Origin of the sequence: Pseudoalteromonas sp. OF5H-5 (assembly GCF_021530695.1) — a bacterium.
Lineage (GTDB): Bacteria > Pseudomonadota > Gammaproteobacteria > Enterobacterales > Alteromonadaceae > Pseudoalteromonas.
Window position 1 is genome coordinate 167,265 of sequence record NZ_JAKGBF010000003.1, and the last position, 25,390, is coordinate 192,654.

Below are 25,390 nucleotides of genomic sequence, written 5' to 3' on the forward strand. Positions count from 1 at the left end.
AACTAAGCTAAACCAAAGCCAAGGCCCGCCTTGGCTTTTTTGATCTTTATCAATCTTTCTAAATTTTTTTATTTGTTATTCGTTATTTCATAGACTAAGTTCTGTAACTTTGTGTATAGTTGGTCTATATATAAAAATATATCTAAATACTTCAGTAAGTTACTAGCTTGTTAATATACTTGTCATATTTAACTAGTAACATTATTTAAGAGCTTTAAAAACAAAACCATAGCTCGTTTCGTACCGAGTTCTTGTTGACGCAAATGCGTTAAATTAGGACAACCTTTACATGTTGTATCCAAACCCCGCCATGCGGGGTTTTTTATTTTTTAAAATCCTGATTTCTAGCTAGTCCACTGCGTATTCTTTTGCTATGGTAGCCATCTAGACATACGACTCACGCAATGATCCGTATAATCAAGAATTAAGGCACATAACATGAAAAAAGTAGGACTCGTCGGCTGGCGTGGAATGGTTGGCTCCGTGCTGATGGAGCGTATGCAGCAAGAAAATGACTTTGAGGTCATTGATGCACACTTCTTTACTACCTCGCAAGCGGGCCAACTTGGCCCCGTTGTGAAAGGCGGTGGAGAGCCAAAGCTGCTAAAAGATGCAAGCGAAATTCTATCGCTTAGCGAAATGGATATTATCATCTCTTGCCAAGGCGGAGATTACACCAAATCTGTATATCCTTCATTGCGTGAACAGGGCTGGGAAGGCTATTGGATAGATGCAGCTTCAGCACTGAGAATGGAAAAAGACAGTATTATTGTGCTTGATCCGGTCAACAAAGATGTCATCCAACAAGGTCTTGAGCAAGGTGTAAAAACCTTTGTTGGTGGTAACTGCACGGTTTCTCTTATGCTACTAGCGCTTGGTGGTTTATTCGAGCAAGACTTAATAGAGTGGGTGAGCCCAATGACCTATCAAGCGGCATCAGGTGCAGGCGCAAGAAATATGCGTGAACTCATCACTCAAATGGGTGAGATCCACAGCTCGGTTAAAGCACAACTCAACGACCCAAGTTCAGCCATCTTAGAAATCGATAAGCTAGTGGCAGAAAAAATCAAAGATGAATCTTTACCACAAGATCAATTTGGTGTGCCGTTAGCCGGCAGCTTAATTCCATGGATTGACGTTCCAATGCCGTCTGGGCAAAGTAAAGAAGAGTGGAAAGCACAAGTAGAAGCAAACAAAATCCTTGGCTCGTCAAAGCAGCCCATTCCTATTGACGGATTGTGTGTACGAATTGGCGCGATGCGCTGTCATTCACAAGCGCTCACCATCAAGTTACGTGAAAATCGAAGTGTCGAAGAAATAGAAGCGATTCTCGCTGCACATAATGAATGGGTGCGCGTCATTCCTAATGAGCGTGATATTACCGCAAAAGAGCTAACTCCGGTTAATGTTACCGGCACACTGAATATTCCGATAGGCAGGATAAGAAAGCTCACTATGGGTGAAAAGTATATCAGTGCATTTACTGTTGGTGATCAACTTTTATGGGGGGCGGCAGAGCCACTTCGTAGAATGTTAAGGATCATTACAGGTTAGTTTCTAAAGGCGCCGTCGGCGCCTTTTGTTTTTTTAATCAATGACTTTTGTAAGACCGATTAAGGCGTTTTCACTCTCACCATCGTGGCATCGAGTATCAGCACTATCTCTATTTTCAATGACTAAGCGATATACAGTGCGGTATTTTTCACCTTCGCGGATGGCATCTAAAACCGGAGCCAGAAGGTAGTGCTGTTCTGGATAAATGATAACAGGCTCAAGGTCAACTCCGGACTCACGCTTAAACCTAACTTCGTAGCTATTATTACCATTTGAATAAAGGTCGTACACGATACCTTTACACGTAAATACAACCGCATATGACTTCAAAGAGATAAGCGCAAGGCTCACTAACATTAGTTTGATAAATCCTTTCATACATTCCTCTATTTAATTTTGACGCCAATACCATTATCAGCAACAAGAAGGTAGCAACACTTCATTACCATTTGCTTTCAGAAAAATTACTTCAAGTAACATTCACCTATCCTTCCAGCCTCGAAACGTTAAATCCGTCACGATGTTCGTTACAAAATATCTCACCTTAATTTTGTTGGACTATAGTTACCTTGATTAAACAATAATCTACGCTCGCGCTACGGAGAGACGAATGGGTATTTTGAAAAGATTCTCGATTATGCAGCTCACGATGATAAGTTCTTTCTCACTGCTTGCATTTTTACTATTTTTAGTTGGCAAAAACGTTTTGAATAACTGGAGACAGTACAATGCGGCCGATCAAAATATCAACTATGTCGTTTTGCTCGACGCCATTGAGAAAGTAGCGCATCATCATGCGGTAGAGCGCGGCTTAACGGCTGGGTTCCTTGGTAATCCAAGTAGTGATAACAAACGAAAGGTCGACGCGCAACGTGAAATTGCCGACCAAACAATATCAACGCTTAAGAGTATTCACTCTTCACTGTTTCTTAAAGATAAAAATGTGCAAAAATGGTTACCTTATATTTTTGAAGTGGAAGCCAATAAGAACCGCGTAAGAGGTGAGGTCGACAGGAAAAATGGCAGTAATGCTTTTGCTTACTACAGCAAACTTAATCAAGTTTCATTAAACACAGCAGCAAAAATTCAAGCCTACGTATCAGATAGAACCTTATCTTCTGAACTTTCTATTGCTTTCCTTATTGCCCAAAGTAAAGAGCGCCTTGGACAGATCCGTGGCAAAGTGAATGGTGTGCTTGCAAAAAAAGCAATGTCAGACACCCTCAAAGACGATATCAAGTACTATCGCCAACAGCTAGAGATGTCATTACATCAATTAGAAACCGCACTCGAAGGTACAGGCCAAAGCAACGTACAAACTATTTTATCTTCAAGCGAGGCAAAAGCATTCAATCAAATTCTTGATACTCTTGAAAGCCAAGGGCAAGTTGACTTTAGTCGCTTACCTTCAAGTGCCGAGTGGTTTTCTGCGGCGACAAGTCTAATAGGTAAGTTCAAGACCAAACTCGATTCAGTGTGGGAAATGACAATTAAAGATAGCCAAAAGCACAAATCAGATATCGCATTTGAAAGTATCTTAATGTTTGTGCTTTTTGTCGTCGTTCTCAGCTTTATCGCGCTCGTCAACTTTCATCTGATTCGCTCGTTACGCTCGGAGCTTTCACAATTAACGAGTATATTAAAACGCGTAGCTGAAGAGGGCGACTTAACTTTAGATATGCGCTTAAACACGCGCGATGAGCTTGGGCAAATCTCCGAGTCAATTTACAATACGATTTATGCGTTTAAAGACCTAATGGTTGGCTTAGCTAAGTCCGTTCAGGTAGGTACGAAACTAGGCGAAAAAATGCATTTAGCAGCCTCTAACGTCAATGAGGATGCACAAAAAACCCAAGGCATGGCATCTTCCATTGCGGTTGCAATAGAAGAAATGGCCGCAACCAGCCAAGAAATTGCAAAACTCGCGCAAGATACGCTGGATGCCAGCGACCAACTTAACATCGAATCACAGCAGTTACTTGCAGACAACCAAAAAAACTTAGACACCATGAAAACCCTCTCGAAGAGTATGAACGCCGTCGACGAGATGGCCGCGAGTATGGAAAAGCAGGTATCTGAAATAAACACTATCTTGGATTCAATTCGCAGTGTTGCCGAACAAACTAACCTGCTAGCACTCAATGCCGCAATTGAAGCAGCCCGTGCAGGCGAGCATGGCCGCGGCTTTGCTGTTGTAGCCGACGAAGTGCGAGGACTTGCAAACAACAGTAAACAATCTTCAGAGCAAATTTCCACGCTGTTACTTAGCCTGTCAGAGATAAGCCAAAGCGTTGTTAAATCAATCAGAGAAAACACACTGCTCACACAAAATACCATGAACGAAGTAGAAGAAACGCGTAAAGTATCGCTCAGAGTAAACGAACACAGTTCGCATGTTGAAAAACTCACGACTTCGGTTGCCACAGCAGCCTGCGAACAGTCTGAAGTGGCCGCCGATATATCACAAAATACCGCTGCTGTACTTGACGCTGCAAACCATGAATTAGATACATCGAAAGCGTTAAATGAATTGTTTAAAGATATGAAACTAAACAGCGATACGCTACAACGTACAATGGATATATTTAAAATTGATAAGAGCTAGCACCCTATGAATATTCGAGAGTTGACAGAGGAAGACTATCCGAGAATTTTTGAGATCTATTCCAAATCTAAGCTGGATGAGCTTCGTTTTGAGAAGAAGACATTTAAGCTCTTACCTCTAGAAAATGATGAAAAGAGACTATCAGCGCTAAAGGAATCAAAGATATACGTTTTTGATGATGGGAATATTCTTGGTTTTGGAGCAATATTTGGGTCAGAGATTAGGGCACTATTTGTTTGCCCTAGTGCTAGAGGAAACGGAATCGGAAGAAAAATGCTTGAATTCCTTTTGTCACAAATATGCGGCAAGGCGAACCTTTTTGTCGCCAAGACAAATGAGCCTGCAAAGGAGTTATACAAGGCATACGGATTCGAAGTGTCTGATGAATTTCTCACTGAATATAATGGCGAGTCAGTGTATGCGAATGAAATGGTTCGTATAAAAGGGCAGTACTAGCAAGACGAAGTAATATGAACTTCAGATAGCTAGAACGTGTACTTTGACGTTTTTAGCTAATACGTGTCGCAAACGAAAGTTAGCGCTGATAAGGTCAAATATATAATAAACACATGAAATAAGTTCTCTATCGGTCAAACAACGCGTAAAAAACGGTCGTCGTTTATTTAACCGATACCGAATGTCTTCTTTAAAGCCTTTCTTGTTGCTTGAACGATTCAAAATGGCACCAAGTCAACTGTTAAATAAGGGCCTATCAATCTCACTCTGACAGCCAAAGTCTGAGCTTAACGAACCAAGCTCAGACATTACCAATCGCTATTATTCCACCAAATCCAGAATATAGGCGGCACCTGAGCCTTCTCCTTTGTCATCGCGGTGAGGAGCTGCGATGATGGCAGTGTTATTAGAAGCCGCAATATTCCAACCAAACCTATCTTCTGGCGCGGCATCATTGGCAAATACCTTAGACGCATATTGCCATTGGCCTTGTTGTTTTTTGTATAGATAAAGTGCCCCCGCGTTATTACCTTTTTCATCATGGTGCATGGCGGTGATAAACGCCATGTTCTTACTTAACGCAACACCGCGTGCAAATCTATCATCCGCTTTGGCATCCGGAGCCACTAATTTTTGAGTTTGTGTCCATTTATCATTTGTTCTCTCAAACAGATAAGCAGAGCCGGCATCTTTACCTATACCGTCGATATCATCTCTTCTGGCAGAAATAAGGGCTGTATCTCCAAAAATAGCCACGCGAACACCAAAAATATCGGTGTTCCCACCATCATTTGCCATCAGTTTTGCTTGCGAATTCCACTTTTTACCATCGAATTGATAAACATAAACTGCACCAGCTTTTTCTGCTTTTTCATCATTCAAATCTGCGCCGACTAAAATGGTATCGCCATCTATTGCTACGCTAATTCCGAATAAGTCCCCATCAGCCCCATCCCTTGCCGTCAACTTTGACTGAAAATGCCAGCTATTGTTTTCTCTCACGTATACATACGCTGAACCTGAGTCTTTGTGTGGCGCATCGCTATGTGGTGCGCCGATCACTAAAAATTGCTCGGTGAGGGCAATGCTTTGTCCAAAGGCATCACCCGCTTTTGCATCGTTGGCGGTTAAAATTTGTTTTTGTAACCAGCTATTTTCTGTGCGCTCAAAAGCAAACACCGCACCGGCATTTTCTCCTTTATCGTCCCGATTTATCGCACCAAGCATGGCAATATTATTCTTGAGCGCAACTTTGCCGCCAAGCGTGTCGCCCGCTTTGGTAGGCTGTGCGATGAGCTTTGCTTGTTGCTGCCAGCCAAACGCACCTAGCGTGTATAGGTAAGCTGCACCAGTATCCTGACTCGTATTAGTATCAACTTTGTGGGCACCAACTAATGCAGTTGTGCCGTCTATCGCTACGCTATAACCAAACTGATCTTCTGCTTTACCATCATCGGCCAATAACTTTTGCTGCACAGCCATACTTTGACAAGCTATCACTAACGCCAAACTAGGGAAGTATTTTAAAATAGAGGGGGCTTTCATCATTATTCTTTTTGTTTTCGATATAGGGAATAAACATAGTATTCCACTGCTTACGACTTAACAAGAGGTCGTGTTCTTAAGTTTTTTTGTTGGCGAGAAGGATTGATAAGCGTCTGGAGCAGTGACATTTTGCGATGGTAATAATGAGTTTCAGCATCTAATTCTAGAACAACCAAAACCCACCATATAAAACAATAAACTAAACCTTATCCAAGCCAATATTGGCCAAAAAGTTGAGGTAATTCAGCCTTTAACTGTTTTGGTTTATTTTTAAACTTTTTACCTTGTGGCGGAAAGTTCACAACACTGTGATACGGGAGTTCGTCTTGATTTTTTTCTTCAAAAAGCAACCCTGCAACTAAATCTAATTCGTCAATAAACGGGTAGGGCAGGTCATCTTTATTCGGAATAGCAAACTTATTAGCTAATTCGTCTGGTTCCGCAGTGAGTACGCTTACCGCTTCAGGGCCGCGACTGATGATCCAATTACAAAAATCTAAGAAGTCATATTCGCTATTACAGCCTGCAATCACGTAGGCCACTTTCCAGTTATCCCAATGCCACAGTGCTCTTAGTTCTTTGGTGTATAATGCATCGAACTGAGCAATTTCTTCTGAACTTAGCGGTGATAAACGCGTTTTTAAATAGTCATTATCGTTTGAATGATCGGGGGCGGTGACAAGCTGCCAGAAGCGTTCGAGTTCCATGTGCATAATCTAACTTGATAAAACCGAGATTATAGCCAGTAACCTAATGAGAGTAAATCGAAGCTGCCATGCAAAATAACTGCAGCGGGTTGTACGTAATACAACGTGCACACCCGCGCAAAAAGATAACAGTGACAGCTAAAAGATAAGTAGTTTTAACCTTTCAGCGCTTTGTCACCACGGCCAATACCTACCGCGCCAGAGCGCACAAGTTCAATAATGTCGCTTTCGTGACGTAATAGATCCAAGAAAGACTCAAGACGGTCGGCTGAGCTTACCATCTGTAATATATAGCTTTGTTTGCCCATATCTATAATGCTGGCTTGGAACACCTCGGCAACACGATTGATAGCTGCTCGTGTTACTTCGTCTCTGGCATAGACTTTTACCAGTAGCAGCTCTCTTTCAATGTGCTGCATATCGGTTAGCTCAATAACCTTAAGCACATCCACCAACTTATTAACTTGCTTGGTGATTTGTTCAACAATGCGGTCATCGCCTTGGGTCGTGATGGTAATACGAGATAGCGTTTTGTCTGCGGTTGTACCCACTGTTAAGCTATCAATGTTGTACGCACGTTGAGAAAATAAACCCACAATACGAGAAAGAGAGCCAGGTTCATTCTCTAATAAAATCGATAGTATTCTTCTCATTATGCTTTTACTCCTTTTTTCAACCACATCTCGTCTATCGCACCTTGCTTAATTTGCATTGGATACACATGTTCAGACTCATCGACCAAAATATCTAAAAATACAAGTCGGTCTTTAATCGACATTGCTTTTTCCAGCGCCGCATCAAGTTGCTCAGGCTTATCAACCCGAATACCGATATGACCATAACTCTCGGCAAGCGCAACAAAATCAGGTAGTGATTCCATATAAGAGCTTGCGTGACGTCCCTCATACATCATGTCTTGCCATTGGCGTACCATACCAAGCGAGCGGTTGTTTAACGAGATGACCTTGACAGCAAGGCCGTATTGCAAACAGGTTGAAAGTTCCTGAATATTCATTTGGATAGAGCCATCCCCAGTTACGCACAATACTTCACTTTGCGGAAATGCCATTTTTACGCCCATCGCAGCGGGTAAACCAAATCCCATGGTGCCAAGGCCGCCTGAATTAATCCATTGACGAGGTGATTTGAACGGATAGTACTGCGCTGCAAACATCTGGTGTTGTCCTACATCCGAGCAAACATACGCGTCACCACTGGTCATTTGGTATAGCTTTTCGATAACCGTTTGTGGTTTGATTTTTTCTACACCCGCAGTAAACGACAAGCATTTCTGAGCACGCCATGTGGTAATTGCTTGCCACCAATCTTCTTGTGCGGCTCGGTCAATGCGCTTCTCGCTTTTTTCGATACCGCGTAGCAATTGCTCCATTACCGTATCTAAGCAGCCCACAACTGGGATATGCGCTTGAATGGTCTTAGAAATTGAAGTTGGATCCACATCAACGTGAACAATTTTGGCATCCGGACAAAACTTCTTAACGTTATTGGTTACACGGTCATCAAAACGCGCACCTAACGCTAAGATAACATCGGCATTCGCCATCGCCTTATTCGCTTCAAGACTACCGTGCATACCTAACATGCCAATAAAGTTAGGATGTGTGCCACTGATCCCGCCAAGACCCATTAAGGTATTGGTGATAGGCGCGTTTAGTTTCTCAACCAACTCAGTCAGTTTTTCTGAGGTATTCGAAAGAATAATGCCGCCGCCAGAATAGATAACCAAACGCTTCGCTTCAATAATGGCTTCAACCGCTTTGCGGATCTGCTTGGAATGCCCCTTTACACTCGGGTTGTAAGTACGCATATCAATTTGTTCAGGCATCTGATAATCGAATTTAAGCGCAGGATTCAAAATATCTTTTGGCAGCTCAACCACAACCGGTCCCGGTCTACCAGAGTTGGCTAGATAAAATGCCTTAGCTAATACTTCTGGGATTTTTGTCGCGTCGCGGCAGTTAAAACTGTGTTTAACGATAGGGCGAGAACAACCAACAATATCCGTCTCTTGAAACGCATCATCGCCGATTAGGTTTGAAGGTACTTGCCCTGACAGTACAACCATGGGGATTGAGTCCATATAAGCCGTCGCGATCCCTGTAATGCAGTTTGTAGCGCCTGGGCCACTGGTCGCAAGAACAACACCGACATCTCCCGTTGCTCTGGCATAACCGTCTGCCATGTGGGTTGCTGCTTGCTCATGTCTAACCAAGATATGCTCAATATCTGATTGCTGAAACAACGCATCATATAGATCAAGAACCGATCCGCCGGGATAGCCAAATATGTATTTTACTTTTAATGCGCTCAATGCTTTTACTACTAGCTCGGAGCCGTTGTATTGCTCTGCCATTACCTCATTCCTCGTTGACTGTGCGTGCCTGTTATATTTATAAAATCAAAAAAAAACCCCGCAGGTTGCGGGGTTTGAGTATTTCTTTCAAGTAATAGCTCCCCGCTGAACTCTATGAAGAGACCAGTACCACCACGAGAACGATTAGTTGAAAGAAATTTGTCATTATTTTGCCTTTAAGTTGATGTCAAAGTTAGCCTACACAGTATTAGATATAAATTCCACCTTTCCACCTTTCAATTGTTGAAATATTACATTTCAATTTAAAATTCACCACCAATTGGATTTTTTATTTAGTAGAACTTATACGGGAACAAAACGATAAAAATGCTAAACTTAAAGCTCAATTGTACTAGGGAATCTTAGATGAATATTTTTAAACTAAGCATATTGGTATCGGCCACACTGCTATCAAATGCAGCGTCAGCGCAGGTGCTCTATAAAGATCAGGTTATCTATTGGCAGGAGAAAAAGCTCGGCCGCACGCTGAGTGAATACGAGCGGAAAATTGCGCTTGAGCAATTCACCAAAACAAAGCCTATTGCCAGCCAAATAAAAACACCTTATGCAATTAAAAATGTGCACCTTGGCAATACTAAGTTAGGTAAACAATTTGCGGTGAGCACGGCGCAAACACTTAATGAAGCTAAAATCCTTGCTATTCTGGTCGATTTTCCCGACTTACCTAACGACCAGAACCGACTAAACCCGGGTGATACAGATATGTACTACTCAAGCTATCCCGCGTCTCACTACCAATCACTACTGTACTCAGATAGCGGCTATAACGGCCCTAACAATGAATCGTTGCAATCCGCTACCCAGTTTTATCAAGCGGCCTCAGGCGGCAGCTTCAAGGTATCTGGCAATGCATTTGGTTGGGTAAGAGCCGCTCAAAATGCAGCCTACTATGGCGAACAAGAAGGCGATACCCGAGACTTAAGACCGGAAGAGTTGGTGTTCGAAGCAGTAAGCAAAGCTGTGACCCAATTTAATATCGACTTATCTGAGTACGATAAAACAGATTTGAACGACATAGATGGTGATGGCAACCGCCTTGAACCTGACGGCATTATTGACCATGTCATGTTATTTCATTCAAGTATTGGTCAAGAAGCAGGTGGCGGCGTATTAGATACTGACGCAATTTGGTCACATCGCTTCTTCGTATTTGATGAAAACAACCAACCTAAGGCAATTCCAGATACCAACTACAAGATTTATAACTACACCATTAATCCTATTGATGCTGCAATCGGTGTGGTTGTTCATGAGTTTGGTCATGACCTTGGGTTACCCGACGAATATGATTTAAATTCCAATGACATAGGCGAACCCGTTGCGCTGTGGTCAGTCATGTCTTCAGGCAGTTACTTAGGCCAATTAAGTGGCTCGCAGCCCACCCAGTTCTCCCCTAAAAGCCTTGAGTTTTTACAACAAAATTATGCAGGAAATTGGTTAAACCAAACAGAGTACACATTTGATGATTTGAGTACAGAACAAACGGTAACGCTCACGGATATTGGCGTAAACAATGGTACTACGAATCAAATAAAGATCAATTTGCCTGCACAACTAGAGGAATTCATTACGCCTCTGGATGGGAATTACCACTATTACTCCGGACAAGACGACAAACTCAATAACCAAGCAAGTTTTACCTTAAGCTTACCTAACGCAAGCCAAATTTCATTATCCATGCTTGCAAATTATAGTATCGAGCTTAACTACGATATTTTCCAAGTGGCGGTAAATGGGCAGCCAATAGCAGGAAATACAACAAAATCAAACCATCCAAATTATGCCAATGTCACTCACTACATGGATGGCGAGTCCTCTTCTTTTGGGGCTAACCCAATTACGCTAGATTTTGATATCTCAGCGTACCGAGGACAAACTGTCACCGTGACATTCGTTTATCAAACTGACGATTTTGAAACGCTTAAAGGTGTATTACTAGACAACATTAAGGTGACAGCGGATGGTTCGCAAATTTATACAAATACCGCAGAGCCAACTAACGACTTAGTCTACAGTGGATTTCGTAAGATTTCTGGCTATAGAGCTAAATCAGGTAACGCTTACTACGCCCATTTACGCTCATTTAGAGGGTTAGATGCTGGTTTGTCTTTGTCTGGTTATAATTCTGGTGTGCTGATGTGGTACAGCAACAATGAAGAGAGTAATAACTCGACTTCGCTACACCCCGGCTCTGGAGATATGTTAGTCATCGACCAAGATCAAAACCCTATTTTCAAAGCCGACGACACCACACCCGCAACGAGTATTATTCAGGTCAAAGATGCGACGCTTCGTTTGGATACGCAGAAAGCAGGTCTTGGCGATCAACATCTCACGCCAATCAGTACGTTTGATGATACTCAGGATTACACCTTCCCAATCCAAAAGGAGTCAGGTGTTAGTTTGCCGGGTTTTGGTGTTCAACTTAGATTGAATACCATAGAGGAAGATGCAAGTAGTGCGCAAGTCGGTATAATTTACCTCAGCGACCCTAAAATCACTCAAGTACAATCGCAAAACACCGTTAAGTTTAATGTCAAAGGCTTAGCATTAAACGAATCAGATAGCTTTTTGTGGAACTTTGGCGATGGTCAAACAAGTAACGCGCTTTCACCTGCTCATAGCTATCAAGATATTGGCAACTATACGGTAATGTTCACACGAACCAAAGCTGACGGGAGCAGTTCAGCGTTGAGTTCAAATGTCAGCGTAGGCAACGTCGAGCCAATCCCGCTTACAGTCGGTGATATCAAAGCGACCTCACTAGGGCAAGGCTTTGTCTTCAATGCTGAAATCATTGGTGGCAAAGCGCCTTATGAACTTGACTGGAACTTTGGTGATGGAGCAACAGCATCATCTAACTCAGTTGAACATATCTATGAGCTAAGCGGCACGTACACGGTAACGCTTAATGTGAAAGATGCCGAAGGTGAGGCGGTAACTAAATCAACCTCAGTGACTGTCGTAGTACCACTAAGCATTGAAGCCACAGCGACCACATCTAACTTACAGGCAAGCTTTGTCGCAACTGCTGCTGGTGGTGATGGTAACTATCAAGCTAGTTGGGATTTCGGTGATGGTACGCAAGGTTCTGGTTTGACTACAACGCATAGTTACGCTCAAGCGGGTACATATAATGTCGTGTTAACGCTATCGGATGGTGCAGATCAAAGCGCGAAAGGCACTGTTGAGATCACAGTGACGACCCCAACAACAACGCCGACGGACTCTGGTGATAGCGGATCGTCTGGCGGCAGTATCGGATGGTTTGCGTTAATCGGTGGAATGCTAGTGGGATTAAGAAGAAGGTGGTGCTAACGCACCACCCAAGGATTAAATTGAGCGTTAAGAATTAAAGACGCTCAATTACCGCCTGTGTGAAATCGGTAGTGCCGTGGCTACCACCAAGATCGCGCGTAGTACGGTCACCGCTCTTGATAACGTCAGCTACTGCACTGCGGATTTTTTCCGCTTTATCAGCTTCGCCTAAATACTCAAGCATTTGAATTGAAGCTAAAATAACAGAAGTTGGGTTTGCAAGGTTTTTGCCTGCGATATCTGGTGCGCTACCGTGAACTGCTTCAAAGATTGCAGCATCAGTACCAATGTTTGCACCTGGTGCCATACCAAGACCACCGACAAGACCTGCACAAAGATCAGAAAGGATGTCACCGAATAGGTTTGTTGTGACGATCACATCAAACTCTTCAGGTGTCATTACTAGTTTCATACAAGTCGCATCAACGATCATTTCTGCTGATTCAATTTCAGGGTAACGCTCACCAACTTCACGAGCAACTTTAAGGAATAGACCTGAAGTTGATTTTAGGATGTTCGCTTTGTGAACCGCAGTTACTTTCTTACGACCTTCACGCTGTGCTAACTCATATGCGAAAGTTACGATCTTTTCAGCACCTTCGCGAGTGATCTTTGACATTGCTTCCGCTTCATTACCATCTTCAGAAACAACTTGACCAAGACCTGAGTACATACCTTGCGTGTTTTCACGTACGGTAATGATATCAATATCATCGTAACGTGCTTTAGTACCTTCAAATGACTTAACTGGACGAACGTTTGCGTAAAGGCCAAAATGCTTACGCAATGTCACGTTGATTGAAGTGAAACCTTCGCCAACAGGTGTAGTTAGTGGGCCCTTTAGCGTGATTTTGTTACGCTCAATTGCTTCTAGCGTTGCTGCTGGAAGTAATTCACCTGTTTTTTCTAAAGCAGCCAAACCTGCGTCTACGTACTCGTATTCATAGTCGCAACCTACGGCTTTTAAGATCTCGATTGCTGAATCGATGATGCTAGGGCCAATGCCGTCGCCACGGATAACTGTGATGGTTTGCTGTGCCATGTTTTTTCCTTTATCAAAAGTTGGAATACACCCAAGAAGAATTGCAGACTAAGTTTAGTAGAAATTAACAAAGGTGTACGTTCGCTTGTTTAAGCCGCGTTTTATAGCAATTAATTTGGTCTTATTCCAGTATGGAATGAAAAAATGACATACATATGATTTATGCTTGTTATTGATAGTATTTATAGAATAAATATCAGGCAATAGATGAGTAAAATCCGGCCTCTAGTAGCGCTACATCAAACTTTTGTGCGGTAACAAAACGACTTTCAGCTAATACGTCATCGACTAATTGTTTTTGCCATGCAGTTAACACGAAGGTGGGTGATATCACTTTAAGTGCAATAAGTTTAATAAAAATGAACAGTTTACACTGCGCATTGGTCTTAGACTTTTTTAACGTTTCGCTATCTAGCATTGCCTTATGAAGAATACTTTTTTCAAAGTACTGCAGATTAAAGTCTAGGTATTTATCTTTTGCTATCGCTCGGATCCCAAATAGGTTGGCAATTGATACTAGTTCTTCCGAATACTCACGAGAGTGGAGTGCAGTGGCATGTTGGATCTCTACCCCTTGTTTAGTCACTAAAAATACAATAACCGCTGCAAATGGCGACAATAAACGCTCAAATTGCTCACCATAACTTTCACCAACATATAAGGCGATAATTTGACTAATTACGCCATATTTGTGCACGATATCTTCTGTGAAAGGAAGCTTATGATTGGCTATGATCTGCTCAAGCAACACTCGCTGCGCCAGTAATCCAGCAGCATCAAGTCCTACCATGGCGAGAGAGTGCCTAACCGATGCGGCTTTTAGATTTTCACGGTTATACTGCTTTGCTGCGATCTGCAATGCACTTGACACTGAATCGAACTCGCAAATCAGCTTTTCAAGTGCACGAATACTTTGAAATTGACTGTGAGATAAGGCTTTTACTGTTTCTAGTAGATGTAAATGTTCAGAACCAAAAGGAAGTACTGCTGGTTCAGCAGCTCGGTCCCAAATATTGTAAAGTAACTTTGCATCTGTGGTTGCAGTCAAACCACAGTGAAACTGGAATTTACGGTTGGCCTTCGCCAGCTTTTTGGTTTGCCCATGTTCAACAACAGCAATTATTTTTTCACTGTTGCTTTGTATCACCAAAAAGCCCTCTTCGCCTTTAATCTCGCACAGCAACCCCGCAGGATGATTAACAAATGCCCCTGCAATTGCACTCAGCACTTTTAATGCAAAAGCATAACTGAGTTTGCAATAAAGAAGCTTAATCGCTCTGTCTAAAGCCACGCAATTTTGCTTGTGTGTTGGCGTTATTAAGCTTGCTACTCGGTGAGCAATTGCAACAATCAAAGAAGCATGGTCATTGAAGCGCTGAGGGGTAGGAGCCACTAGCTTGCTGTCATAGTTTGAAAGGCGAGATAAAATTCGCAAACATTGCAAGTTAGGTGTTTGCCCATCACTCAGTATTTGTACAGCCAATTGATGGCGAACTTTCCAAAGCTTATCTTGCTGTGCGTCTAACTTTTTACCTGCTGCGAGTTGATCGCTTTCTCTCGCTACGCATAAATAGTCCGCAAAGCTTGCAAGCAATAGCTCTTCGGTTACTGCACGAGAAAACTTTAAGTGATGACAAGCCATACAAACCAACACATTTTGATTCATGACCAGATTAGTGTTGTAACCCAAGTTTTGTGAATACAGCCCAAGCTGCCCATGCATGCTACTTGGCGAGGACTCATAACAGTCCATGTAAAGCTGTGCAAGTTTAACTAGGGTAGGGTAAATAGAGGACCACTTCTCTTTGTGATAATAAAGACGTAATACTTTGTGTGTACCTTGGGCTATCGCGAACAGCGTTTTACTAGTAACTATCCTTGCATCCATCTATCTTTACCAATTTTATTAAGTAAACGGTCTATTTTAAAACGGTAAAATAGCTTTCTTAGCAAGGCAAAAACATTGCTATTTAGTTGTTCTAAATGAGGCGTTGTTAACGAAGCTAATATGGTATTTTACCCTTCAAATTGGTTGGAAGATTAATCTAATTGGCATCACACTTTATCAAATGTGACCCGAGCACCTGGCCCCCAAAGCTTTAATATGCCATTTTCAAACAATAATCCGGTGCATTCATCTTCCGTAGTAATACCATCTGGTTTTACAAGCTGAGTGCGATAAAACACAATTTGTACAACCGTATTGTCTTGTTTTTTCTTTACATACGTTAGATCCGGGCTGCCCAAGGTATCCAATACTGTGTCTAACTCAGTCGGCTTTTCAAGGCTAAGATTACGAATGAAACGATTGTTAAACGCTTCTCGGTCCTGCCAAATCATCGCTTGCGGGTCATCTTTATAATAATTGATCACGAGAAACACCACAGTAACGTAAACCGCAAGGCCAAGAAATATATACTGTAATATTTTCCTAATCATCTAACTGCTCAATAAAGAATGGGTAAAACGAACCTTGTATCTGCAAAAACTGAGATACGCTTGTATGCAATATATCAAAGTCATCTACTTTCGCCTAGCGCTTAGCGACGATGTAATACATTGCCAATCAAAAGTCCCTTCAAACCACTCGTATATCCTTCAAACTAAAGCCAATTGCAATATCTCTTCTTAGAGTCACTAGCGCTAGGCTGGTAACATAGTCGCTTGCTCCAGCCTCTAATTTTGCTTTTGCAGCAGGCTTTACTGTCTCATCTTTTAGCATACTTTCAAAGTCGTCATGTTTTGCGAGTAGCTCTTGCGCCGTCTTGATACCAACCCCAACAACACCTGGAATATCGTTCGTCTTGTCGCCACTTAACGCCCAAAACATTTCGAGCTTGCTTTGGGTGACAGAAAATCGACTTTTGATATCTTCGAGCGAAATTATTGACTTTTTAAAATAGTCGTACACAGAGATTGCATCATTGATCAGGGGTAAGAAGCCTTTATCAGTCGATACTATCGTGCAGTTAACATTGGCAGCTGCGGCTTTACAGGCAAGCGTCGCTATCACATCGTCAGCTTCATCATGTTCGGGATTAAATGATTTAACACCAACACTTGCGAACGCTTGTGAAAACTTGTCGAGGTTCTGATTTAGAAATTCGGGCATAGGTTGACGGCTTATTTTATATTTTGGGTAAAAGTGATAACGCCAACTTTTATCACCATCAAAGACAGCAACTGCGTGTGTCGCCCCCGTTTTGCGTAACAAGCTACGAGTAGCTTGCTCTACACGAAGACAAGAGGCCTTTATATGGGCCTCTTGTTCTTTAATACCTTTTGGTTCATTAACAGCATAGATGCGCCTGATAAGGTTAAGCGCATCTATTAACAACAAATTATTCATTCACTCTAAGCTTTAATTTTATAACACGGTATATATTTGCTCCCAGGTAGCTTCATTCGCCCCTGAGCTACAAATGCACCCAACAGCTTATCCATATCGGCCATCAGTGATTTATCACCACTTAATTCATACGGACCATGCTGTTTAATTGCTGTAATACCTTCATCCTTCACGTTACCGGCAACAATACCAGAAAAAGCACGTCTTAAGTTAGCAGCCAGTAATTGTTTTGGTTGCTCTAGGTGTAAGTCTAAGCTCGACATATTTTCATGCGTTGGTGCAAATGGGTGCTGAAAATCATTTTCAATCTTTAATGTCCAATTAAAGTAATAGGCATCACCTTCAGACTTACGATACTCGCGCACCGTTGCCATCGACTGTTTGAGCTTTTTGGCTACCAGCTCTGGATTGTCTACGATAATTTCAAACTTAGACAGAGCTTCTTTCCCAAGTGTTTTTTCAATGAAAGCACTGAGTTCTTCAAAATATGCCGCTGACTCTTTAGGGCCAGTTAAGATCACAGGTAAGCATTGCTTTTCATTTTCTGGATGTAACAAAATACCCAGTAAATAGAGCAGCTCTTCAGCTGTTCCAGCACCACCTGGGAAAATAATGATGCCATGCGCAATACGGATAAAAGCTTCAAGACGCTTTTCAATATCAGGCAAAATCACTAATTCATTAACAATTGGGTTAGGCGGTTCAGCGGCTATAATACTGGGTTCGGTAAGGCCTAAATAACGGTTATTCGAGATCCGTTGCTTAGCATGGCCAATTGTTGCCCCCTTCATCGGGCCTTTCATTGCACCCGGTCCACAACCAGTACAAATGTTTAGGCCGCGAAGACCGAGTTGATAACCCACTTCCTTGGTGTATTTGTATTCAACTTCATTAATTGAATGGCCGCCCCAACAGACAATCATGTTAGGGTCTTTATTCACTTCAAGCGCATCAGCGTTACGCAGCATGTCAAAAACCATATGGGTAATTTCTACCGGCGATTTATTTTCACCGTGATATTTTTGACAAATAAAAAGTATGTCGCGGATCACGGAAAATATGTGCTCATGGATACCGGTAATTATTTGACCATCAACAAAAGCAGACTCGGGAGGATTGCTTAACGCAATTTTTATTCCTCGCTCGCGTGCGAGTAGCTGAATATCAAAATCTTCGTATTTATCGTAGATTTCAGAGCTGGAATCGGTATGACTACCTACATTCAATACCGCCAATGCACAATTTCTAAAAAGCCTATATCTCTCACTTGTGGTTGACTGCTGAAGTAAATCGACTTCCAATCTTGATAATAAGTTAAGAACCCCAGTTGGGTTTAGCTCTACTTGCATAGGCTTACTCCTTGTTTGTAATGCGCAGCGAATTGGTATAACTGAACAAAGCGGGGACGAGTATAATGTCTCGAAACTCAGCCTTTACCCAAGTTAACTCTATTTACTTAAAACACAATCTATCTCGCCCGCTATTCTTCGCTTCATAAAGCGCTGCATCAGCTCGGTCAAAAGCACTCAACGCAGTGTCCCCTTTGACAAACTGAGTAGCACCGAGAGAAATCGTAATTTCGACTTCTTTTTCTTTAAATTTGAATGGTATAGATTTAATGACTTGCCTTACTTTTTCAAGCGGTTTTTGCGCATGAGTCAGCGGCATACCTGGCATTAGCAAAACAAATTCCTCACCGCCGTAGCGTGCGATAAAATCGCTTTTCCTAATAGACTTTTTAAGGGCTCGTGCGATCACTTGCAATGTTTTGTCGCCCGCACTATGACCATAACGGTCGTTGATAGATTTAAAGTGATCAACGTCGATAACAACCAGCGTCACATCTGAGTCGTTTATCTCAAATAGGTGCATTTCATGGGTTAGACGCTCATCGAAAGCTGCTCTATTTGGTAACTTAGTTAAGCTATCCAATAGGCTTTTGAACTTTTGTTCGCTGAGTCGCTTTTTATAATTTGAAACTTTGGACTCTAAGGTGTTGATACGATTATTAATTGCATCAAATGAGTCAAGCAGCGCCTCACGCTCATTTTTTTCGAGCTTTTCACGCTCTATCAAATCAGCACTCAGTAGTTTCAACTCGTTGTCGACCAAGGCTTTAAGCTCAGTTATTGAGCTGGCGTTTTGGGTTTGCTGATTTAAGTTTTGAATTTTTAGTTCTATTTTATTGTTTAACGACTGTAGTTCTTTAGATGTTGATTTTGAACGCGCCGTTGTTTCAACAATAGAGCGATGTAGCTCTTCCAGTGTTTGATTCAGTGAAACCAAAAAACCTTGTGCGGATTGGCGCTCTTTGGCAATCGTTTGCGCAATAATTTTAATGATTTCTGTCGCTGCTGAATATAGATTATCTAAACTGTTGTTTTCCGCAACGCTTGCGCGGATCTCTTTAACCTTTTCTATTACTTCATCTTCGAAAATTAATTCGTTGATCAAAGCTTGAAGTTCAGCAGCTAGTTCTGGGTGGTGGCTGGCTGATGCCTCTTCTGTAATTTCTACTTTGGATTGTAAAACCGTATGGTAGATAGAAACCAAAGACTCTAACGCGGGGATGTAAGCATTAGTAGAGTTGATATCTTCAAGTTCTACATCCAATAAATGACGCAACTTTCTGCGCGACTCATCTGGTAATCCCTTGAGCTTCTGCAGTAACTTTCCGCTTTGCTGAATTGCCGTTTGCAATGCTTTTTGATTATTTGAATTGGTCACTTCTTGTGACTTTAGCGGCTCGGAAATTCCATCGATAAAAGGCACAAGCAGCTCAAAATCGACGCCTTTATTAAGTGCAATACGAAATTTAGCTAACTGATTATCAAGTGAAACATCTTGCCCTTTGCAGGCCAGGGATAACTTTGCAGCAAACTGAGTAAGGAGTTCTACTTGTTGTTTTCTTGCATCCTCAAGCGTTTTTCTAGCCTCTATGGCTTGCTTTAATTTCTGCTCGAGCATTAAGGCATTGTCAGTCACAGATTTCCAATCATAAAATAATCTCTTAGTTACCAAGTCTACAACAAATTACGCTGTTATGCGCGGAAATTTAACGTGGTAATGTATCGGAGTTTGCTGTTTACTCATCGATATTACTTAGCGTGTAAGTCGCTGATTTGGTAAATTGATTTTATCTCGAATTACCGATACAAAAATAATGAAGAAAAGCCTTATTGCCTTGGCATGTGCAGCAACATTTAGTGTTTATGCTGACGTCGACTACCGTATTTCAATTACACAACCGCAGCATCACCTTGCAGAAGTAGAAGTTCAGTTTCCAAAATCTTCTCAATCAAGCATCGATGTGCAACTTCCAGATTGGCGTACAGGTCGCTACGAGATATTGGATTTAGCCAACGGCGTACGCTTTTTTGACGCAAAATCTCAAAGCGGGCAATCACAAAAATGGGAAAAAATTGATAAAAACACATGGCGTGTACACCTTAGCGAGCCTACCGAGCTGACGGTTAAATATCAGGTTTATGCCAATGAGTTAGGTCTTCGAGCTAGACACATAGATGACACCCACGCGTTTATCGATGCATCTGGCTTTTTGATGTTTAGTGAATCTTTCAGATCAGAGCCTGTTTCTGTTGAACTCAATGTACCTAAAGGCTGGCGCTCAGTCTCCGGTATGGAGTTTGCCGATTCAAAAAACAGTTTCAAAGCCGATAACTATGACATATTGTTAGATTCTCCTATTGAGACTGGTATTAATCAGCTGCACAAATTTGAAGTGGATGGCCGTAGATATGAACTAGTTATTTGGGGCGAGGGCAACTATGACGTTGACCAAATGCTAGCCGATCTTAAAAAACTCGTTCAAACCGGCACGCTCATTTGGCACGATTATCCTTATGACCGTTATGTCTTTATGGTGCATGCAACCAGCGGTGCACGAGGGGCAACAGAGCACTTAAACTCGACGATTATTCAAAGACATAGAGACAGTTTTAAAGAAAGAGATGACTACATTGGTTTTATCTCTACAGCCGCACATGAATTCATCCACACGTGGAATGTCAAAAACTATCGTCCAGCAGGCATGGTTCCTTATGATTACGTAGCACCAAATTACACGGATTTGTTGTGGCTAGCAGAAGGCTCAACCAGCTACTTTGAGGATTATTTGCTGCTAAGTGCAGGGATCACCACCAATGACGAATATCTTAAAATGCTGACTAAGCGTGTTAATCGTCATTTGAAAACTCCTGGTCGTCATGTTCAGTCGGTTGCTGCAACGAGCTTTGATAAATGGATCAATCAAGGTGGCGATCATGGGATAAATTACAGCACCAATATCTATTCAGAAGGTGCGTTGGTGTCCATGGCACTTGATATCGACTTACTCGAAAAATCAAACGGAAAAATTAGCTACCGTGACGTTCATAAAGCACTTTACCAACAGCATAAATTGCCAAATAGCTTCACCAGTGAAGATGTTAAAAACATCCTAAAAGTGCTTACCGGTCAAGACTACAATACTTGGTGGAATGAATATGTTGATACACCAGCGAACATAGATTTTGACACATTACTCGACAAAGTAGGACTTGTTTATGATTATCCTAAGTCAGCAAAAGTGATTGCAGGCTTAGATGGTATGGCAAGACAAAAGGGTGAATTACTGGAGCTGACCCATGTAGCTCGAGATGGAAATGCATGGCAAGCGGGGCTAACAGCAGGCGACCTTATCGTTGCATTTGATAAACACCATGTTCGTAAAGATTTAAAAGCGAGCTTAGAAAACTTCGAGCCAAGTCAAACAATCACGGTAGATTTTATCCGTCGTGATATGTTGATGAATACGAAAATCAAGCTTGACCGCGACCACGATAAGCCTAAAAAGATAACATTTACGCCTAACCCATCAAACGAGCAAGCGTTACTTTATAAAGCTTGGATGGGTGTGTCTCACCCAAATGAAGTAAAATAACCATCAAAAAGGGCTGATGATTATCAGCCCTTTTTAGTCCACAGCCCTAAGCTAAAAAGCAATTAGCTAAACTTAGGGCAACTTAACCTACATAATACGAGAGAAGAAACGTGAACGGTTTTTAGAGCGACTTCTACGCATAGAAGAGCGGATCTGAGAGCGCGTGCCCGCGAGCCAGCTTTCACGATCTACCTTAGCGTTATCACCACGTCTTGCTTCTTCAGTTGCTCTAAAGCCACAGAATTCTCTGTATGCTTTTAAGTCTAGCGACAGTTCTTGTAACACAAGTTCAATCATAATCGCATCATCGACATAGCCTAATACTGGGATATGATCTGGAACGATATCTTCTGGTTCACTGAAATAAGCAAGAGACGCCATGATTTCACGCTTTTCATCTTCTGGCATTTGCCATTCTTCGTCTAACACTGCGTCAATTAGCGTTTGTAACGAAATCAGACGAGTGCTAACAAATTCAGGAAGGTTGGATTTTTCCATCGTTGCCACTAAATTACGCGCTTTAGCTATAATTTCGGCATCACTCACATCGCCACTTTTCTCAATAGCAGCTTTCATCATTCCACGGAAGTGTTCAAGATCTGAATCAGAGAGTTCAAAGTTGATTTCTATAGACACGTCTGTGCTCCCTCAACGTTGTTATTATTAATGGTTTAAGCAAAAAGTTAAACTTATTGCAATAATCTTAGATACTAGCACATCTTTTTCAGAAGTCTTCCCATAAATTACACTTTTAACACGAATTTTTCTCTATTCCGTACAAGTATAAAACCCATTGTTCAAAAGGCGTACAGCGGCTTTCGCATCATATAACTAGAAGTGTTGCTGATAGCGTTTGAGAACCAGTCCGCGATAAAACTTGTTTTTTATAAACTTATTTATCTGAAGCAATTGTTTACGCCAAAAATACCGCTTTGCTCCTGTAACACTTGGAGCTCTATCTATGGTACTCGCAAACTTTTCACCATGACTAACAGGACAAGGACTCATTACAAATACACTGAGCTGTTTTTCCCAAAAATGTTGATAATCAATATCTATAGGCCTACCGAAAGGAGTTGACTTAGATAATATTTTCTTCGCCCCCTCAAAACTTACAAGCTGAGCGACGGTTCCCGCGGGCACTTTATTTTGCATAAATAGTGATAACGATTTATTTAGCGGAAAGCTTGCAATCGGAGTGCGTTTGTTCTTTTGAGATTGAAATAGCTTGATCATATCCCAACCAAATGGCAATGAAGTAATCAGTTGGTCTATCTGTGCTAAGTCGTGGTGGAGTTGAAAATCATCTTCAAAAATAAAAGCATAGGGCAATTCTAACTCAACAATTTTTTCAAGTGCTTTGATATGACTTAGATAACAACCTATTTCACCCAAGGTTAAAGGGCGAAAATATTGCTTAGCGTTTTTTAACTTACAATAGCTCGTATCTATAACGTCTGCGCTCAGCTCTGCGCCTTTTACAGCGCTAATCCTTTCAAAGGGTAGAGAGAACTTATCAAACTGGAAAGTAGACTCCTTGAGTCTATCAGTGCAAGAATCTAAATTGATAAGAAAAATATTCGGTTTGGTCACGATAACTCTTAAATCCGCTAACTAATTACATTATGAGTGTGCGACTTTTGTATGACAATGAAATGACCAAATTCTGACATGAGAGTAGGGTATCAACCCTACTCTAAAGGAAATTATTACCAATCACTCGCAGCTGAGCAGTAACTCACTGCAGTTTGACGGTCTTCCGTTCTGTTATCATGGCGACTTGACATGCCGATGATTGCACCATTACCACCTAATGTCCAAGGTTGGTCGTAGCCTGTGTATTGTGTTGTAATACATGATTCAGCGAATAGTGCAGCGCCTGCGCTAGAGGTTGCCATAGATGCGCAATTAAAGTTAAACAAGCGGTCTTCTGTACCATTATCGTGACGACTTGACATTCCGACAAAGAATTGACCATTAGGACAAACAAAGTTAAACGCTTGATCGTATGAATTTACGTAACCGCTCCACTTAGTCGTTTTACGATAAATGCGACTACCACTATCCGTTGTAAATTTTGCACAGACTAAGCTAAAACGTCTGTCTTCTTGCTTATCTTGGTGGTAGCTTGAAATTGATTTAATAAACATATTACTTGGACAAGTGTAAGTAAATGCTTGGTCAAAATCATTTAAATACCCCGTATTGAGTTCACTATAAACACGTAAGTTACCACCAGCTAGCGTTGAAAAATCACTGGCAATTTCAGTGCTCTCAGTTTTCGCTAATTTAGTCTCAGTAACGTCATAACCTGAAACATCGTTATTAGTTTCTATTAGCGCAATTATCTCATCTAAATTCTTAGCTTGAGAAGCGGGGATCTCATATACACTGCCATTTACTGTATACTCGAATGGCTTAGCTTGTTCATTAGCAGAAGCAGGAGTGCTAAGCATAGCAACAGAGAAGGATAGAGCTGAAAGCTTTATTAATGTGTTCATCTTAATTCCTTTAAAAATAGTAGTTAATTTAGCGCCAACAACAAAAATAGCACCTGAATTAAACGCCACCTTTTATTAATAAACAAGCTTTTTTATTAACACAAAAAACCAAAGAAATGCATAATCAGCATCAATTAAATACAGACTGTTGCAGATCCCAACTCCGCTCAAAATACATACAGCTTATTTTTTCTAAATTTGTATCGCGTTACACCACAATTACTATTCACTATTTTTATATAAAAGACGCCACGCGAAGCGACATTAGAATTGAGTAAAGCAACAATGAAAAATTTATTAACGCTTAAACAGACAAAGTCAAGGGGATTGCAAACGAAGAATGCTAGGGTGGGATAGGGCAGAAGAAGCACAACACTTCTCCGTATTTTGCATTTATCTTTCAGTCACATTAAACGAAACTATCCATGGCGAGACTTTATCGAGGCCTTTGCCCAGTTCAATTGCAATTTTGCTAGTGGAGCTCGGCGAAGTAATGTCCGTACGCATTAGCTGGCCACTCTTTTGGCTATCACCAGCCCAAGAGTGATCTAAACATTGCCTTGCTACACTCTGTGCATAGTTATGGATTTTTACTGCGTTTTCGTACTCTTTGAACTGCTCAGAACAGGTATATTTTGATTTTCCACTAGCGCTTTCTATAATTTGGCATTTATTGCCAACTAAATGTGCCTTAGCCTGCCAAGAGTTAATTAACTTTGCGCCGACTTCAGCACCTTTAAGCGCTGAAAACCCTGTGGATGATGTACTTAGAAGCGTATTAAGTTTCTCGCAATTAGACATATCATCGAGCTTTTCTTGTTGCTCTGGGGTTAATGTTGAACATCCGGCAGCTGTCAATCCTGCCAGCATTAGACCAAGTAATCTTGTATTCATAAACCGTTCCATACTGTTCGTAGTAGCACCATTAAAGTTAGACTAATATTTTGCCACTGCATAGTTGTAAGACTATGAGAAG

At 41.6% G+C, this 25,390-nt stretch carries 20 protein-coding genes; 5 read left to right on the plus strand and 15 right to left on the minus strand.

Annotated features, from left to right (window positions below; all coding sequences use genetic code 11):
* The first annotated feature begins 438 nt into the window (after positions 1–438).
* Positions 439–1,554 (plus strand): aspartate-semialdehyde dehydrogenase, encoded by a 1,116-nt coding sequence (gene asd, locus L1271_RS05620; protein WP_235367208.1) that lies wholly within the window; start codon positions 439–441, stop codon positions 1,552–1,554.
* Between the two features lie 33 nt (positions 1,555–1,587).
* On the opposite strand, the gene L1271_RS05625 is transcribed toward asd, so the two are convergent.
* Positions 1,588–1,932 (minus strand): hypothetical protein, encoded by a 345-nt coding sequence (locus tag L1271_RS05625; protein ID WP_235367210.1) that lies wholly within the window; start codon positions 1,930–1,932, stop codon positions 1,588–1,590.
* 232 nt (positions 1,933–2,164) lie between these two features.
* On the opposite strand from L1271_RS05625, the gene L1271_RS05630 reads away from it, so the two are divergent.
* Positions 2,165–4,159: a methyl-accepting chemotaxis protein gene (locus tag L1271_RS05630; protein ID WP_235367212.1), complete on the plus strand. Its 1,995-nt coding sequence runs from the start codon at positions 2,165–2,167 to the stop codon at positions 4,157–4,159.
* 6 nt (positions 4,160–4,165) lie between these two features.
* Complete coding sequence (locus L1271_RS05635) at positions 4,166–4,615, plus strand: GNAT family N-acetyltransferase (RefSeq protein WP_227387942.1); 450 nt, start codon at positions 4,166–4,168, stop codon at positions 4,613–4,615.
* A gap of 321 nt (positions 4,616–4,936) precedes the next feature.
* Here the strand turns inward: L1271_RS05635 and L1271_RS05640 are convergent, their stop codons facing one another.
* From L1271_RS05640 to L1271_RS05655, 4 genes are all read right to left on the minus strand, one after another.
* Positions 4,937–6,160, minus strand: a complete 1,224-nt coding sequence (locus L1271_RS05640) for an FG-GAP repeat protein (RefSeq protein WP_235367214.1) — start codon at positions 6,158–6,160, stop codon at positions 4,937–4,939.
* A gap of 206 nt (positions 6,161–6,366) precedes the next feature.
* Positions 6,367–6,867 carry a DUF4240 domain-containing protein gene (locus L1271_RS05645; RefSeq protein WP_010605492.1) on the minus strand — a complete coding sequence of 167 codons (501 nt, stop codon included), beginning with the start codon at positions 6,865–6,867 and terminating at the stop codon, positions 6,367–6,369.
* A 155-nt stretch (positions 6,868–7,022) separates the two neighbouring features.
* Positions 7,023–7,520, minus strand: coding sequence for an acetolactate synthase small subunit (gene ilvN / locus L1271_RS05650; RefSeq protein WP_235367224.1), 498 nt, complete (start codon positions 7,518–7,520; stop codon positions 7,023–7,025).
* On the minus strand, positions 7,520–9,241 hold the full coding sequence (locus L1271_RS05655; protein WP_010605491.1) for an acetolactate synthase 3 large subunit: 1,722 nt from the start codon (positions 9,239–9,241) through the stop codon (positions 7,520–7,522). The genes ilvN and L1271_RS05655 overlap by 1 nt, the downstream gene beginning before the upstream one ends.
* A gap of 366 nt (positions 9,242–9,607) precedes the next feature.
* On the opposite strand from L1271_RS05655, the gene L1271_RS05660 reads away from it, so the two are divergent.
* The gene (locus tag L1271_RS05660) at positions 9,608–12,580 is read left to right on the plus strand and encodes an immune inhibitor A domain-containing protein (RefSeq protein WP_235367232.1); all 2,973 of its coding nucleotides are present in this window, start codon (positions 9,608–9,610) and stop codon (positions 12,578–12,580) included.
* A gap of 34 nt (positions 12,581–12,614) precedes the next feature.
* Here L1271_RS05660 and L1271_RS05665 read toward each other — a convergent pair whose 3' ends face one another.
* The 6 genes from L1271_RS05665 to L1271_RS05690 all read right to left on the minus strand — a co-directional run bounded on the left by L1271_RS05665 (position 12,615) and on the right by L1271_RS05690 (position 19,956).
* A complete protein-coding gene (locus L1271_RS05665) occupies positions 12,615–13,622 on the minus strand; it encodes an isocitrate dehydrogenase (RefSeq protein WP_010377116.1) in 1,008 nt (335 codons plus the stop codon).
* A 196-nt stretch (positions 13,623–13,818) separates the two neighbouring features.
* Positions 13,819–15,510, minus strand: a complete 1,692-nt coding sequence (locus tag L1271_RS05670; protein WP_235367234.1) for a hypothetical protein — start codon at positions 15,508–15,510, stop codon at positions 13,819–13,821.
* Positions 15,511–15,677: 167 nt separating this feature from the next.
* On the minus strand, positions 15,678–16,061 hold the full coding sequence (locus L1271_RS05675; protein WP_010605488.1) for a DUF3192 domain-containing protein: 384 nt from the start codon (positions 16,059–16,061) through the stop codon (positions 15,678–15,680).
* Between the two features lie 139 nt (positions 16,062–16,200).
* Positions 16,201–16,971 (minus strand): flap endonuclease Xni, encoded by a 771-nt coding sequence (xni, locus tag L1271_RS05680; protein ID WP_211865513.1) that lies wholly within the window; start codon positions 16,969–16,971, stop codon positions 16,201–16,203.
* Positions 16,972–16,976: 5 nt separating this feature from the next.
* Positions 16,977–18,320: a nucleotide 5'-monophosphate nucleosidase PpnN gene (gene ppnN, locus L1271_RS05685; RefSeq protein ID WP_010605486.1), complete on the minus strand. Its 1,344-nt coding sequence runs from the start codon at positions 18,318–18,320 to the stop codon at positions 16,977–16,979.
* A gap of 103 nt (positions 18,321–18,423) precedes the next feature.
* Positions 18,424–19,956, minus strand: a complete 1,533-nt coding sequence (locus L1271_RS05690; protein WP_235367241.1) for a GGDEF domain-containing protein — start codon at positions 19,954–19,956, stop codon at positions 18,424–18,426.
* 178 nt (positions 19,957–20,134) lie between these two features.
* Here L1271_RS05690 and L1271_RS05695 point away from each other — a divergent pair, with 178 nt between their 5' ends.
* On the plus strand, positions 20,135–21,913 hold the full coding sequence (locus tag L1271_RS05695) for a M61 family metallopeptidase (RefSeq protein WP_235367243.1): 1,779 nt from the start codon (positions 20,135–20,137) through the stop codon (positions 21,911–21,913).
* Positions 21,914–22,000: 87 nt separating this feature from the next.
* Here the strand turns inward: L1271_RS05695 and L1271_RS05700 are convergent, their stop codons facing one another.
* From L1271_RS05700 to L1271_RS05715, 4 genes are all read right to left on the minus strand, one after another.
* Positions 22,001–22,549: a YkvA family protein gene (locus L1271_RS05700; RefSeq protein WP_010605483.1), complete on the minus strand. Its 549-nt coding sequence runs from the start codon at positions 22,547–22,549 to the stop codon at positions 22,001–22,003.
* A 195-nt stretch (positions 22,550–22,744) separates the two neighbouring features.
* Complete coding sequence (locus L1271_RS05705) at positions 22,745–23,506, minus strand: glycosyltransferase family 25 protein (protein ID WP_235367245.1); 762 nt, start codon at positions 23,504–23,506, stop codon at positions 22,745–22,747.
* A gap of 116 nt (positions 23,507–23,622) precedes the next feature.
* Entirely contained in the window at positions 23,623–24,414 is a 792-nt protein-coding gene (locus tag L1271_RS05710) for a dermatopontin-like protein (RefSeq protein ID WP_010605481.1), read from the minus strand.
* A gap of 393 nt (positions 24,415–24,807) precedes the next feature.
* Positions 24,808–25,308, minus strand: coding sequence for a hypothetical protein (locus L1271_RS05715; protein ID WP_235367247.1), 501 nt, complete (start codon positions 25,306–25,308; stop codon positions 24,808–24,810).
* Between the last annotated feature and the right edge of the window lie 82 nt (positions 25,309–25,390).